The 14,050-nt window shown below is 70.9% G+C and carries 12 protein-coding genes and 1 pseudogene; 7 read left to right on the plus strand and 6 right to left on the minus strand.

Annotated features, from left to right (window positions below; genetic code table 11):
• Nucleotides 1-20: 20 nt before the first annotated feature.
• Nucleotides 21-1,184: a CU044_5270 family protein gene (locus tag ACFZDI_RS13130; RefSeq protein WP_391250111.1), complete on the minus strand. Its 1,164-nt coding sequence runs from the start codon at nt 1,182-1,184 to the stop codon at nt 21-23.
• Nucleotides 1,177-1,737 (minus strand): RNA polymerase sigma factor, encoded by a 561-nt coding sequence (locus tag ACFZDI_RS13135; protein WP_234850094.1) that lies wholly within the window; start codon nt 1,735-1,737, stop codon nt 1,177-1,179. Before ACFZDI_RS13135 ends, ACFZDI_RS13130 begins: the two co-directional genes overlap by 8 nt.
• A gap of 105 nt (nt 1,738-1,842) precedes the next feature.
• Between ACFZDI_RS13135 and ctaD the strand changes: the two genes are divergently transcribed.
• Both ctaD and ACFZDI_RS13145 read left to right on the plus strand, forming a co-directional pair.
• Nucleotides 1,843-3,450, plus strand: a complete 1,608-nt coding sequence (gene ctaD, locus ACFZDI_RS13140) for a cytochrome c oxidase subunit I (protein ID WP_391250113.1) — start codon at nt 1,843-1,845, stop codon at nt 3,448-3,450.
• Complete coding sequence (locus ACFZDI_RS13145; RefSeq protein ID WP_391250115.1) at nt 3,447-3,797, plus strand: hypothetical protein; 351 nt, start codon at nt 3,447-3,449, stop codon at nt 3,795-3,797. The genes ctaD and ACFZDI_RS13145 overlap by 4 nt, the downstream gene beginning before the upstream one ends.
• A 94-nt stretch (nt 3,798-3,891) precedes the next feature.
• On the opposite strand, the gene ACFZDI_RS13150 is transcribed toward ACFZDI_RS13145, so the two are convergent.
• Complete coding sequence (locus ACFZDI_RS13150) at nt 3,892-4,500, minus strand: DUF2867 domain-containing protein (RefSeq protein WP_391250117.1); 609 nt, start codon at nt 4,498-4,500, stop codon at nt 3,892-3,894.
• Between the two features lie 95 nt (nt 4,501-4,595).
• Between ACFZDI_RS13150 and ACFZDI_RS13155 the strand changes: the two genes are divergently transcribed.
• A complete protein-coding gene (locus tag ACFZDI_RS13155) occupies nt 4,596-5,153 on the plus strand; it encodes a TetR/AcrR family transcriptional regulator (RefSeq protein WP_361112533.1) in 558 nt (185 codons plus the stop codon).
• A 60-nt stretch (nt 5,154-5,213) separates the two neighbouring features.
• On the opposite strand, the gene ACFZDI_RS13160 is transcribed toward ACFZDI_RS13155, so the two are convergent.
• Entirely contained in the window at nt 5,214-5,873 is a 660-nt protein-coding gene (locus tag ACFZDI_RS13160) for a TetR family transcriptional regulator (protein WP_391250120.1), read from the minus strand.
• 196 nt (nt 5,874-6,069) lie between these two features.
• On the opposite strand from ACFZDI_RS13160, the gene ACFZDI_RS13165 reads away from it, so the two are divergent.
• Nucleotides 6,070-7,329, plus strand: a complete 1,260-nt coding sequence (locus ACFZDI_RS13165; RefSeq protein WP_391250122.1) for a YncE family protein — start codon at nt 6,070-6,072, stop codon at nt 7,327-7,329.
• Here the strand turns inward: ACFZDI_RS13165 and ACFZDI_RS13170 are convergent.
• Nucleotides 7,322-9,187 (minus strand): cellulase family glycosylhydrolase, encoded by a 1,866-nt coding sequence (locus ACFZDI_RS13170; protein WP_391250124.1) that lies wholly within the window; start codon nt 9,185-9,187, stop codon nt 7,322-7,324. The two genes, ACFZDI_RS13165 and ACFZDI_RS13170, sit on opposite strands and share 8 nt — an antisense overlap.
• Nucleotides 9,188-9,263: 76 nt before the next feature.
• Nucleotides 9,264-11,236: pseudogene (locus ACFZDI_RS13175) on the minus strand (GTP-binding protein).
• A gap of 191 nt (nt 11,237-11,427) precedes the next feature.
• Between ACFZDI_RS13175 and ACFZDI_RS13180 the strand changes: the two are divergent.
• The 3 genes from ACFZDI_RS13180 to ACFZDI_RS13190 all read left to right on the plus strand — a co-directional run bounded on the left by ACFZDI_RS13180 (nt 11,428) and on the right by ACFZDI_RS13190 (nt 14,043).
• A complete protein-coding gene (locus ACFZDI_RS13180) occupies nt 11,428-12,534 on the plus strand; it encodes an XdhC family protein (RefSeq protein ID WP_391250126.1) in 1,107 nt (368 codons plus the stop codon).
• 36 nt (nt 12,535-12,570) lie between these two features.
• Nucleotides 12,571-12,903: an antibiotic biosynthesis monooxygenase gene (locus tag ACFZDI_RS13185; protein ID WP_391250128.1), complete on the plus strand. Its 333-nt coding sequence runs from the start codon at nt 12,571-12,573 to the stop codon at nt 12,901-12,903.
• Nucleotides 12,904-13,035: 132 nt separating this feature from the next.
• Nucleotides 13,036-14,043 carry an NADP-dependent oxidoreductase gene (locus ACFZDI_RS13190; protein ID WP_234847754.1) on the plus strand — a complete coding sequence of 336 codons (1,008 nt, stop codon included), beginning with the start codon at nt 13,036-13,038 and terminating at the stop codon, nt 14,041-14,043.
• Nucleotides 14,044-14,050 lie beyond the last annotated feature (7 nt).

The following is a 14,050-nucleotide window of genomic DNA, read 5'->3' on the forward strand; positions in this document are numbered from 1 at the left end:
GCGCGGAGCGGCCGTCGTGATCAGCGCATCCACGCGCTGTACGACATGACGTCGCCCGACTCCACGCCGAACGCGGGCTCCGGCCGGGTCACGGTGCTCTCCAGGCCGAGGACCGCGCCGGTGGCCGGGTCCATGATCAGCATGCGGCGGACGCCGCCGTCGTCGTTCACGTAGGCCTGACCCTGCCGGCCCAGCCGGTCGGTCACCCGGCCGGCCGGCCGCAGCCCCTCGGCGCCGGCCAGCAGCCGGGCCAGCGCCGCGCTCTGACGTGCGCCGAGGGTCCAGTGGTCCAGGAGCGTCGCCACGGCGTCCAGCAGTTGGGGCGTGGTGAGCGACGTGTCGGTGAACTGAGCCTCCATCAGATAGGCGCGCAGCCGGGCCGGGTCCCCGGGCGGGGGTGAGTGGGGCGGGGCGTCGCTCCAGCTCGGCGGGTACGTCCGGTCGAGCAGGACGTGGCCGTCGTCGACGAGGTGCGGCTTGCCGCCCGCGTCCGAGAGGACCGGGCGGCCCGGGTGCCCGGGGTCGGTGGCCACGACGAGTTCGGTGTGGCTGTCGTCGGCCCTCCAGCGCACGATGCGCTCCTCGGGCAGGGTGATCGGGGGCTTGTCGTCGGACATGCCGAGGCTCCAGGACTGCACGTGTGTCCCCTTGCGCAGGCGGGGCGCGCCGGGGGCCTCGGCGGCGGCCGCGGCCCGTTCGGCCACTCGGTCCAGGGACACGGGTGTGGAGCCGGACTCGACCACCAGCGGGCGGGGCGCGGCGACCGCGGGTGGGGTGCTCGCGCCGCTCAGCACGAGGGTGAGGGTCAGGGCGGCGACGACGGCGGTGGCGACAACGCCCCAGGCCAGCCGCAGCCGCCCGGACACCGGCAGCAGCCGGCCCGGCGGACGGCCGGTCCCCGGACCTCGCCGCGCCCGCGGACGGCCGGAGAGCGGACCCGACCGCGCGCCCGTGTGGCTGGGAAACCGGCCCCACCGTGCGCGCGTGCGGCCGGGCAGCAGCCGTGCTCTCCCCGGGAACCGGCCGGGGAGCATCCCCGCGCCGTCCGGGAGCCGGTCCTCCTGCTGTCGCAGCAGTCGCTCCAGTCGCCGTTCGGCGTTGTGGTCGAGGGGGCCGTCACCGAAGTGGGGGCCGTCGGGCGGAACCGGGTCGGCGCCGCGCAGCAGTTCGAGTTCATCAGCCATGGCCGTGTTCCTTCGGGGCGGTCATGCAGGGGTGCTCGGCGGTCGGGGCCTCGGGACGTACCCGGTCGATCTCCGCTCTGAGCCGGCGCCGGGCCCGGTGCAGCCGCATGGCGGCGGCCCGGCTGCCGCAGCCGAGGACGACGGCGACCTCGTCGACGCCGAGTTCCTCCCAGGCCGTGAGACGCAGTACCTCCTGATCGGCCGGGGAGAGGCGGGCGAGTGCCTCGTGCACCCAGGCGCCGGGGGTGTCGGCCTCGGGGCCCGCGGCGATGTGCCGTCCGTGCGCGGTGTCGTCGTTGCCGAGCCGGTCGAGGAGCCGTCGGCGGCGCCCGTGGCCGCGTACCGCGTTGGCCAGGCAGTTGCGCGCCACGCCGTACAGCCAGGGCAGCGGGGAGGGCGGCAGGTCCGCCCGGCGCCTCCAGGCCACCGTGAACACCTCCGCCACCACTTCCTCCACGTCGAGGGTCCGTCCGTCCAGTCGCCGTGCGACATAGCGGCTGACCGCCCAGTAGTGCTCGCGGTAGGCAGCGGCGAAGATCTCGTCGTTGCTCATGACCCGTTCGTGTCCGGCACTTTCCCGATCGTCACACCCGATTGCGTGATGCTCGTCGCTTCGGTGAAGTGTGACGCCCGGCCCGGGCGCGGACACAGGCGGGGCATGAGGCACCTCAAGTGGCTGACGACCACGGACCACAAGACGATCGGCACGCTGTACCTGGCGACGTCGTTCGCGTTCTTCGTCATCGGCGGCGTCATGGCGCTGGTCATGCGCGCCGAGCTCGCCCGGCCCGGTCTGCAGATCATGTCGAACGAGCAGTTCAACCAGGCGTTCACGATGCACGGCACGATCATGCTGCTGATGTTCGCGACGCCGCTGTTCGCCGGTTTCGCGAACTGGATCATGCCGCTGCAGATCGGCGCGCCCGACGTGGCCTTCCCGCGGCTGAACATGTTCGCCTACTGGCTGTACCTGTTCGGCTCGCTCATCGCGGTCGGTGGCTTCCTCACCCCGCAGGGCGCGGCCGACTTCGGCTGGTTCGCCTACAGCCCGCTGTCGGACGCGGTCCGCAGCCCGGGCATCGGCGCCGACATGTGGATCATGGGTCTGGCCTTCTCCGGCTTCGGCACCATCCTCGGCTCGGTCAACTTCATCACCACGATCATCTGCATGCGCGCCCCGGGCATGACGATGTTCCGCATGCCGATCTTCACCTGGAACGTGCTGCTGACCGGTGTGCTGGTCCTGCTCGCCTTCCCGGTCCTGGCCGCGGCCCTGTTCGCGCTGGAGGCGGACCGCAAGTTCGGCGCCCACATCTTCGACTCCGCCAACGGCGGCGCCTTGCTGTGGCAACACCTCTTCTGGTTCTTCGGCCATCCAGAGGTATACATCATCGCCCTGCCGTTCTTCGGCATCATTTCCGAGGTCATCCCGGTCTTCTCCCGTAAGCCGATGTTCGGTTACACGGGTCTGATCGGCGCGACCATCGCGATCGCGGGTCTGTCCGTGACGGTGTGGGCGCACCACATGTACGTCACCGGCGGTGTGCTGCTGCCGTTCTTCTCCTTCATGACGTTCCTCATCGCCGTCCCGACCGGTGTGAAGTTCTTCAACTGGATCGGCACGATGTGGCGCGGGAGCTTGTCGTTCGAGACGCCGATGCTGTGGGCGACGGGCTTTCTGGTCACGTTCGTGTTCGGGGGGCTCACGGGTGTGCTGCTGGCCTCGCCGCCGATCGACTTCCACGTCTCCGACACGTACTTCGTGGTCGCGCACTTCCACTACGTGATCTTCGGGACGGTGGTCTTCGCGATGTTCTCCGGGTTCCACTTCTGGTGGCCCAAGTTCACGGGGAGGATGCTGGACGAGCGGCTCGGGAAGATCACCTTCTGGACGCTGTTCGTCGGCTTCCACGGCACGTTCCTGGTGCAGCACTGGCTGGGCGCCGGAGGCATGCAGCGGCGGATCCCCGACTATCTGGCGGTGGAGGGCCTGACGACTCTCAACACGGTGTCGAGCGTCTTCTCGTTCCTGCTCGGCATGTCGATGCTGCCGTTCTTCTACAACGTGTGGAAGACGGCGAAGTACGGCGAGAAGGTCACGACCGACGACCCGTGGGGCTACGGGCGTTCCCTGGAGTGGGCGACCTCCTGCCCGCCGCCGCGGCACAACTTCGTCGCCCTGCCGCGGATCCGCAGCGAGTCCCCGGCGTTCGACCTGCACCACGACGCCATCGCGGCGGCGGAGCGGGAGCTGACGCTGCGATGACCGCCATGGAAGGGCTCCCCGTGGATCTGCGGGCGTTCCACAACGACGTCGAGGGTCATCTGCTCGCCGCAGCCGCGCACCAGGAGGCACGCAGGGCGGCCGCTCGGTTCACCTCCGGGCTCGACTGGCTGTCGGCGGAGCAACGGGCGGAGGTGGAGCGGCGGTTCGCGGCGGAGCATCTCGGCCTCGCCCGGGCCTCGTGGCAGCGCACGGCCCGGCGCGGGCGGGAACTGCGGGACGAGTACGAGGCCTTGTACCGAAGGCTCCGCGCGCGGCTGCTCGCCCTGGCGCTCTTGGCGGTCGCGATGGTGGTCGCGGCGGAACTCGCGGTGCTGGTTTCGGTCTGAGCGGTTCTGGTGGACCCTCGGGTTTTTCGCCCGAGCCCCCGCCGTTCGGGGGGCGGGGGATCGGGTGGAGCCCGGGTTACCGGGAGGAGAGGCGTCAGCGCGCCGTTCGGCGCGCCGCGTTCTCTCGCCACTCCCGGCCGATCGACCGCATCAGGGCCGGGTACACCCCCAGGTACCGGAAAGGTTTGATGCCGAGCATGTACAGGGAGCCGAGGCGGCCGTTGGGCTTCACCAGGACGGCCATCTGACCGCGGTAGCCGCCCTTCCCGTCGGGCACCCAGCCGATGTGCATCACCCCGTGCATGGTCTTGTTGGCGTACTCGGCGGCCCACTCGTCGTGTGTCTGGAAGACCGATGTGAAGGGCGCCGCGCTGAGGTCGGGGCCCTGCGGCCCCTCGCGCAGGTCGTCCGGCAGCCGGTCGCGCAGCGTCGCCACCCGGCCGCCGACACCCGAGTCCGGCTTGTCCCAGCCCAGCAGCGCGCCGACCTTCCAGCGCACTGCGAAAAGGAAACGGCCCACGGGGTTGCCGCCGTCCGGACCGCCCTTGCCGTCCGCCATCTGCCGGACCAGGTGATGCAGGTCGTCCGGGCCGCCCGGCGTCGGCAGGACCCACAGATCCTCGAGCCGGAAGTCGCCGGCGATCTCGTGGATCCGCCAGGGGCGGGACGTGTGGTCGGTTGAGGGAAGGCGCAGACCGCTCATGGCAGATCCTTGTCTATACGGTGGCGTATAGATCGAGCATAGACCCATCTATACGCCTCCGTATACTTGGCGGGACACGTGAGGGAAGGCACAGCATGGGCGCGATCCGTACACCGCGGGACAAGTGGATCGAGGAAGGGCTGCGGGCGCTCGCCGCCGGTGGCCCCGAGGCGGTCCGGGTCGAGGTCCTCGCCCAGGCGCTCGGCGTCAGCAAGGGCGGTTTCTACGGCTACTTCCGCAACCGTGCCGGCCTGCTGGAGGAGATGCTCGACACCTGGGAGCGCGGGGTCGCCGAGGATGTCATCGAGCGGATCGAGCGCGAAGGCGGTGACGCCCGCGAGCGGCTCGGGCGTCTCTTCGACTTCGTAGGGTCCAGCGAAACACCCGTGACCAGCGCCGGGGTCGAGCTTGCGATCCGGGACTGGGCCCGGCGCGACGAAGGCGTCGCGCGTTGCCTCCGCCGAGCCGACAACCGGCGCATGGACTATCTGCGTGAGCTCTACGGGGCCTTCTGTCCCGACGAGGACGATGTCGAGGCCCGCTGCCTGATCACCTTCTCGCTGCGTATCGGCGACCACCTCATCGCAGCCGACAACGGCCCGCGCAGCCGCACGGAAGTCCTCGCCGCGGTCAGGAAGCGGTTGTTGAGCTGACAGCCGGTCAGGCCCTGGTCCAGCCGGGCCCCTCCGCACCCACCCACCCGGCAACCACCGTCACCCTTCCGGCTTCCATCCCGGCGGCCACAGGAGGCCCAGCAACTGCCGGACCAGTTCGTCGACGACCTCGCCGAGGGTCGCGTCGACCCAGCCCGCACTCCAGTCGTGCAGCAGACCGTTGACGCTGCCGATGAAGCCCGTCGCGGGGAGGCGGTAGTCGCGGGGTGCGGCCTCCCCGCGTGCGGCGGCGGCGTCGGCCTCGGCGCAGATCAGCTCCACCCAGTCGGCCCGGCGGGCGAGCCGCTGCTCCTCCAGGCGCGGGCTGACGCCGATGATCTCGACGAAGGTGATGCGGATGCGGCGCGGATCGGCGGTGACGTTCCCCGCGTAGGCGCGGAAGACGGCCGTGGCGCGCTCCACGAGCGGCAGGTCGGCCGAGGCCGCGGCCGCCTCCAGCACCGCGGCCTCGGCCCAGCCGTTGACCTGGAGGTGCAGCGCGGCGAGCACATCCTCCAGCGTGCGGAACTCCTCATAGAACTGCCGGGTGGACAGTCCGGCCGCTTCGCTGAGCGCCGCGACCGTGGTGGAGCGGAAGCCGGGGGTGTCGCCGAACAGCTGGAGCGCGGCGTCGAGGAACCGCCGGCGTCGCTCGGCCTGCCGCTCCTCTGCGGTCTTGCCGCCGTAGCGGCCGGTCGGCGCTCTGAGTCTGCCCGGCACCGGCTCTCCCTTCGTCGTTCGAACACCGATTTTGTCGTGCACGCGGTCTTGTGGAGAAGGCCACCCCTTCCTTACTTTGCAGTAAGTTCACTTTGAAAGCACGTGTGTTCAGTTTCCACGCGCCATCCGCTTTGGCATGTCCCACTCACAAAGCTCGCTCCGCAGCAGCGACCCCACAGCAGAGAGGGGAGCCGCCATGCCCGTCTTCCGACGCCGGCACCTGTGCTCCGCAGCCGCAGCCGCAGCCCTGGCCCTGACCGTCACCGTCCCCGCGACCGCCGCCACCGCGGCCCCGGGCTCCTCCGGCGCGCTGCGCGAGGTGCTGTTCGTGGGCAACAACTGGGACGGCACCGCCGATGTGATCCGCTCCGGCGGTGACTTCGCGAAGATCGGGCGGATCGACGTCGTCCCCGACAAGGACGAGCGGATGGCGGCGATCAACGCCGACCCGATCAAGTGGATCTACTTCATGGCGATCCGCAACAGCGTCGGCGAGGGGCACGACCAGTTCGTCGACGACATGTACTCCACGCCGGACGGGACGGCGGTGGTCGTCTCACGGCCCAGCTTCGCGGACGTCGTCTCGATCGACCTCGCCTCCGGGAAGCTCAACTGGCGTTTCGCGGTGTCCGGTTACCGCTCGGACCACATGGCGGTCTCCCCCGACGGCAAGCGCGTGGCGGTATCCGCGTCGACGTCCAACACCGTGCACGTGCTGGACATCGTCTCCGGCAAGGAACTGGGCAGGTTCGGCACCGGCGACAAGCCGCACGAGAACATCTTCACCGGCGACGGCAAGTACATCTACAACATGGCGATCGGCGACGTGAACACGCAGACCGACGCCCCGTGGCTGGACTGGACGAAGGGCGACCGGCGCATCACCGTGGTCGACGCGACGACGTACAAGCAGGTCAAGGTCATCGACATGCGCCCGCAGCTCGACGCGCTCGGCCTGAAGGACTACTCCGACGCGGTGCGCCCCGCCGCCTTCTCCCCGGACGAGTCGAAGCTGTACTTCCAGGTCTCCTTCTTCAACGGCTTCTTCGAGTACGACGTCGCCGCCGACAAGATCACCCGCACCAAGACCCTGCCGAAGAACCCGGCGACCAGCGACGACCGCACGACCTTCGTCAACGACTCGCGCCACCACGGCATCTCGATGAGCCCGGACGGGCGCAAGCTGTGCGTCGCGGGCACCATGGACGACTACGCCACCGTCGTCGACCGCACCACCCTCCAGGAGGGCCCGCTCGTCACCGCCTCCAAGCCCTACTGGGCCACCGTCAGCGGTGACGGCAAGTCCTGCGTGGTCTCCGAGAGCGGCACCGACCAGGTCACGGCCATCGACTTCGCCTCCGGGAAGAAGGTCGTGTCCGTGCCGGTCGGTGACCACCCGCAGCGCGTCCGGCTCGGCCATGTCGCGGCCGACTGGACGAGCCCCTCCGCTAACTGACCTCCTTCGCGGCCCACGCGGCGAGTTCGGAGCGGGCCGCGGTGAGCAGCTCCGCAGAGGGAGCCGTCGCCCCGTTGGTCACCAGCGCGTAGTGCAGGACGCCCGAGTCCCGCGCGGTGAGCAGCAGGCGGCGGCTTCCCGTGCCGCCGGGCTCCAGCGCCACGCCGACCGGGGTCGTCGAGGTGTAGGCCGGTGGGCCGTGGACCGTGCCCAGGTCGGAGACGACCGTGGTGGACGCGGTCGGGAAGCTCGCCGGCAGGTGCACCTCGGTGGGTGCCGGGCCGCCGTTCGAGCGCCACAGCAGAAGCCCGTACTGGCCGGACCCCACCAGCCGCTGCACGTTCGGCAGGGAGCCGGGCACCGGGTTCCAGGTCAGGGTCGTCGAGCCGTCACGGGAGCGGTCCTCGTAGGTGAAGCCGACGGTCTCACCGGCCGTGGCGCTCGGGTAGAGGCGGTCCAGGAGCCGGGCGTCCTGGCGCAGCACGGGCTTGCCGGCGTCGTCGAGACGTACGGCGGACAGGTCCTCGTCGTTCCAGGCGTCGCCGGTGGTGAGCACCTTGTCGGGGTTGCCGTTCATCGGTTCGCGATGGCGGCCGTTGTAGAGGTCCCACTGCCATTGCGAGGCGGAGAGCACGGGCCCCGAGGCGGCCGGGTCGGACCACCAGTCGGCGCCCTTGAGGCGGGAGTCGAGCGCCTGGTACATCGCCTTGAGGACGGTCGGCGCCTTGTCGGAGACGGTGCCGGCGAGGGGGTGCCCGAACTCGCTGACCACGGCTGCGGTCCGTGCGGCGGCGGCCCGGTCGCGGACGGTGCGGAAGTCGCCCGTGTACTGGCCGTCGGCCGCCTTGCCCCACATGAAGACCCCGGAGATGGCCTTCTGATCGTAGAAGTGGGTGTTGAAGACGTAGCGCGGGCCGAGTGGGCCGGCGTCCAGCAGACCGCCCTCCTGCTTCTGGAAGTCGAGGTTGGCGTTCCAGAAGAGGTTCGGCTCGACGAAGGCGGGCTTGTCGCGCCAGCCGGCCGCGTCCATGCGGGCCCGGAACTTCTCGTAGAAGGGCCAGAGCAGGTCCTTCTCCCAGGAGCGGCTGGTCTGCCCGGAGTCGTGGACCCCCGCGTGCGGCTCGTTGTAGGGGTCGAAGCCGGCGATGCCCTGGAACTGGTCGGCGCTCAGGTGCTGTCGCACATACGCCATGGTCTTCTGGGCGGTGGCGAGGAAGGCGTCCTGCACACCGTGCGCGTTGTGCCAGAAGTCGTACGAGGCGCGCTTCACGGCCTCGTTCTGGGTGATGTTCTGTCCCCAGAAGAGGCAGATCCCGCAGGACTCGTCCGGGTAGTTCCCGGCGTCCACGGCCCACTTGGGGGCGCCGTCGCCGGTGTACCAGCTGTCGCGGTCGAAGAGGTGCCGGGAGTAGAGGTCCTGGTGGAAGTCGGGGTAGACCCGGATGCCGGCGTCCAGGAAGGCCTTCATCTGGTCGGTCGCGGCGGCCAGATAGGCCGGGTCCACCCGGCCGCGCTCGGGCTCGGCGTACGCCCAGGACAGCAGGAAGCGGACGGTGTTGCCGCCGCCGAGGGCGCGCAGCGCGGTCGCCGACGTGCGGGCGTCGGCGACCGAGGCGAAGGGCAGGCCCTTGTTCTCCGCGAGTTTGGTCTCGCCGGAGACGTTGTAGCCGCGCAGCACGATCTCGCGGCCGTGGGCGTCGGTGAAGCGGCCGCCCTGCACGGTGACGGTGGGATCGTCGAACCAGAGGGAACCGGACGGAGGCGCGGCGGTGGCCGGCGGTACGCCCGCCACCGAGACGGAGCCTGAGAGGACAGCCAGGACGACCAGCAGACGCGCTCGGATAGTCGGCATGTCCATTACAGTCCGGCCATATCAGGACACCGTCAACACCCCTGACTCCAGAGTAAGTTCCCGCTCGGGGAACCCTCACACGTCAACCACCCACCCTTCGTGTCACGTTCAACAAGTACTCCTTCCTGTTCAGCGGGTTGTGGTCGGTGCGCGGGCGTTCGGGGATCGTGCCGTGCGTGACCGGGGCGTAGTGGGCGAAGGAGCTCTCCAGCTCGCCCTCCCCACGGGTGAGCCCCGGCAGCTCCTGCTGGAGGGCGTGCACCCGGGCGGCCGGCACGGTGCCCTCCAGGACGCAGCGCTCGTCCCTGTTGCGCGTCGTCTCCGGAACGGCCCCGGACCGGGCGAGGGCCGGCAGCAGAGCACCCAGGGTGTCGGCGGGCGCCTCGATGCGGAAGCGGTGCACCGGCTCGTGGACCCGCGTCCCGGCCCGCCGCAGCGCCTCGAGGAGCACCAGTGGGGTGACGCCGCGGAAGTCGGCGCCCGTGCTCGACATGCCCTTGTCGAATCCCTGGTGGGCATGACTCTGGCGGGGCGAGTAGCCGCTGTGGGTCATGGTGACCACGCAGTCCGTGACCCGCCAGCCGTGCAGGCCCTGCTCCAGGGTCTCGCGCACGGTGTCCTCGACGGCCTTGAAGAAGGCGAACGGCATCGAGCCGAGCTCCACCTCCAGCCGGAAGGCGACGCCCGAGCCGACCGGGGCGGGCTCGACGCGCAGGCCCACCGTCGCGAGGAACGGATTGGGGTCCTGCTTGTTGAACTCCACTGCGTGCCCGCTGCCGACGAGCCGCTCGACGCACAGGGGCGTCGTCTCGCGGAAGGTGACTTCCAAGCCGTACTCCCCGGCGAGGGTGGCCTGGATGACCTCCTTCTGTACTTCGCCGTACAGGGACACGGAGGTCTCGCGGCGGCGTTCGTCGCGACGGAGACCGATCAGCGGGTCCTGCTCGGCGAGCTGGGTGAGCGCCACGTGGAGCGCTCCCCGGTCGGTGTCCGGGCCCGGGACCACGACCGTCTCCAGGGTCGGCGGGGCGAAGAAGTGCTCGTGCGTCTTGCGGGGTTCGCCGATCGCGTCGCCGATCCGGATGTCGGCGAGCCCGGTGAGGCAGGCGATCCGGCCCGCCCCGACGGACTCCGCACGGGTCTGCGTGCCGTGGCCGAAGACGCTGATACCGGTGATTCTGCCTTCGGCTCCGTCCGCTCCGAAGGGGACCTTGTCGCGGGTGCGCAGGGTCCCGGAGAACATCCGGGCGTAGGCGACCTTCTCCCCCGCAGGGCCCCGGTCGATCTTGAACACGGTGGCGGAGACCGGCCCGTCCGCGTCGCCGCCGGCCACCGGGAGCAGGGTTTCGACGCCGGACAGCAGCGCCGTCACGCCCGCACCCGTGGCGGCGGAACCGAAGTAGACGGGGTGCACGAGCGCCTCCCGTGTCTGCCGGACGAGGGACGCGTGGAGCAGCGCGTCCGTGACGGTGTTCTCGACGTACGCCGTCAGCAGCGCGTCGTCGTGCTCGGCCAGGACGTCCAGGGCGCCGGCCGGGCCCGGCCCTGGGGTGAAGCGGGCGGCGCGGGTGCCGAGGCCGTGGCGGTCCCCATCGGCACGATCGCGGGCGTCAGCCGCGCCGGAATCTCCCGCAGCACCGCCTCGTGGCGGGCGCCGCTCCGGTCGATCTTGTTGACGAAGAGCAGGGTCGGGATGCGCAGCCGCTGGAGCGTCCGCATCAGCACCCGCGTCTGTGCCTGCACACCTTCCACGGCGGAGATCACGAGGACGACGCCGTCGAGCACGCCGAGGACGCGCTCCACCTCGGCGATGAAGTCCGGGTGGCCGGGGGTGTCGATGAGATTGACGGTCACGCCGTTGAGCGGGAACGACACGACGGCCGACTTGATGGTGATGCCGCGCTGCCGTTCCAGGGCCAGGGTGTCGGTGCGGGTGCTGCCGTCGTCGACGCTGCCGATCTCGTCGGTCACACCGGCCGAATGGAGCAGCCGCTCGGTCAGGCTGATCTTACCGGCGTCGACATGGGCGAGAATTCCAAGGTTGAGCATGTGCACGGAGCGTCATGTCCTTCGGAGAGAGGTCCTTTCCTGACTGGGGGGACATGCACGCAGTGCGCATTCGGGAACTCCTCGGAACTGTCGGCGTCGCTGTCCTGGGCAGTGCAGCAGACCGGCGCGGGGGGCCACAACGGAATTAACCGCCGCCGGGGTACCCGGCGAGGTGCCCGCAGGGAGAGGAGCGGCTCGTGCGTGACGTTCTGCCGGTGCTCGGCCGCTGGTACGCGGCCGCGGTCCCGTTCGGTCTCGCGACGGTGGTCGGGGTCAGCCGCAGTGCGCCGCGCGACCCGGGCGCGGCGATGGCGGTGGGCCCGGACGACGAGGTCGTGGGCAGCGTGTCAGGGGGGTGTGTCGAGGGCGCGGTGTTCGAGCTGGCGCAGGCCGTCGCCGCGGACGGCGAGGCCCGTCTCGAGACCTTCGGCTACAGCGACGAGGACGCCTTCGCGGTCGGCCTGACCTGCGGGGGCGAGATCACGCTGCTCGTGCGTGCCGTCACACCCGAGCGCGATCCCGGCTTCGGCGCGGTCGCGGACGCGGTCGCGGCGGGCCAACCGGTCACCGTGGCGACCGTGACCGACGGACCGGCACCGCGCGGGGCCGCCCTCGCCGTGTGGCCGGACCGGACCCTCGGCACGCTCGGCACGAGCGGCCTGGACGCGGCCGTGACCGCCGACGCCCGCGGCGAACTCGCCCTCGGCGCGACCGGCCTGCGGCACTACGGGCCCGAGGGGCAGCGCCGCGAGGACGCCGTCAGCGTGTTCCTGCAGTCGTTCGCCCCGCCGCCGCGGATGCTGGTCTTCGGCGCGATCGACTACGCCGCGGCCGTGGCCCGCATCGGCGCCTTCCTGGGCTACCGGGTCACCGTCTGCGACGCCCGCCCCGTCTTCGCCACGCCGCGGCGCTTCCCCGAGGGCGTCGAGGTGGTCGCCGAATGGCCGCACCGCTACCTTCGGGAGACGGCCACGGACGAGCGCACGGTGATCTGCGTCCTTACGCACGACCCGAAGTTCGACGTGCCGCTGCTGACGGAGGCACTGCGCCGCCCCGCCGCCTACATCGGGGCGATGGGCAGCCGCCGCACCCACGCCGACCGGACGGCGCGGCTGTCCGAGGCCGGACTCACCGAAGGCGAACTTGTACGGCTGCGCTCACCGGTCGGCCTCGACCTCGGGGCCCGTACGCCCGAGGAGGTGGCGGTGTCGGTCGCCGCCGAGATCGTGGCACTGCGCTGGGGCGGCAGCGGAGCGCCGCTGAGCGCGACGGAGGGCGCGGTGCATCCGCGCCGCCCCTCCTGACACAGTGATCGAACAGCACACCGCGAAGGGAACTCCATGATCTTCATCACCGCCAAGTTCCGGGTCCGCCCGGAGCACGCCGACCGCTGGCCCGAGATCGCCGCCGACTTCACCCGGGCGACACGTGCCGAGCCCGGCTGCCTGTGGTTCGACTGGTCGCGCAGCGTGGAGGAGCCGTCGGAGTACGTCCTCGTCGAGGCCTTCCGCGACGACGAGGCCGGAGCCGCACACGTGCAGTCCGCGCACTTCAAGGCCGCGCAGCAGACGCTGCCCCCGCATCTGGCCGAGACGCCGCGCATCGTGAACGCGAACGTCCCGCAGGACGACTGGTCGCTCCTCGGCGAGATGGCCGTGCCCGGGCAGGGATAGCTCACTCCCCGGGCGCCGCCGTCCGCGGGAGCCGCACGTCGTTGCGGCCCGGCTCTTGCCTCGGACGGCGGGCGCCCGTACGCTCACGGCCGTACCGACTGGACGGTATGCAGCCGAGGAGAGTCGCCGCAGATGAGCACGATCAACCGCCAGATACGCCTGGCCGCACGTCCCGTGGGAGAGCCCGCCCCCACCGACTGGGAGCACGTCGAGGAGCCGGCGGGGCAGCCGGGCGACGGGGAGTTCCTGGTACAGGTGCTCTTCCTGTCGATCGACCCGGCGATGCGCGGCTGGATGAACGCCGGCCGGTCCTACATCCGCCCGGTGGAGATCGGTGAGGTGATGCGCGCCGGCGCGGTGGGACGGGTGGTCGCCTCCCGGCACTCCGGGTTCGCGGTCGGCGACCATGTGTCGGGCACGTTCGGTGTGCAGGAGTACTGCGTGTCGGACGGACGCGGCGTGACCAAGGTCGACCCCGAGGCCGCTCCCCTGCCGACCTACCTCGGCACGCTCGGCATGTCGGGTCTGACGGCCTACTTCGGCCTGATCGAGGTCGGACGTCCCGAGCCGGGGCAGACCGTCGTGGTCTCCGGAGCGGCCGGGGCCGTCGGCAGCGTCGTCGGGCAGATCGCCAAGATCCTCGGCTGCAGGGTCATCGGCATCGCCGGCGGCGAGGCCAAGTGCCGGATGGTGGTGGAGGAGTTCGGGTTCGACGCCGCGATCGACTACCGGAGCGAGGACGTCCGCAAGGCGCTGCGCGAGCACGCCCCCGAGGGCGTCGACGTGTACTTCGACAACGTCGGCGGCGACGTGCTGGACGCCGTGCTGCTCCGACTGGCGCGCGGCGCCCGGGTCGTGGTCTGCGGCGCGATCTCCCAGTACAACAGCACCAAGCCGCAGGGCCCCGCCAACTACCTGTCGCTGCTGGTCAACCGCGCCTCCATGACGGGCATCGTGGTGTTCGACTACGCCGGCCGGTACGCGGAGGGCATCGCGCAGATGGCCGCGTGGCGGGCGGAGGGCCGGCTGAAGTCCCTGGAGGACGTGGTGTCCGGCCCGGTCACGGCGTTCCCCGAGACCCTGATGCGCCTGTTCCGTGGTGACAACCACGGCAAGCTGGTGCTGAAGATCGCGGACTGACCGGGCC

The sequence above is a fragment of the Streptomyces sp. NPDC007907 genome, from assembly GCF_042959365.1.
Taxonomy (GTDB): Bacteria; Actinomycetota; Actinomycetes; order Streptomycetales; family Streptomycetaceae; genus Streptomyces; species Streptomyces indiaensis.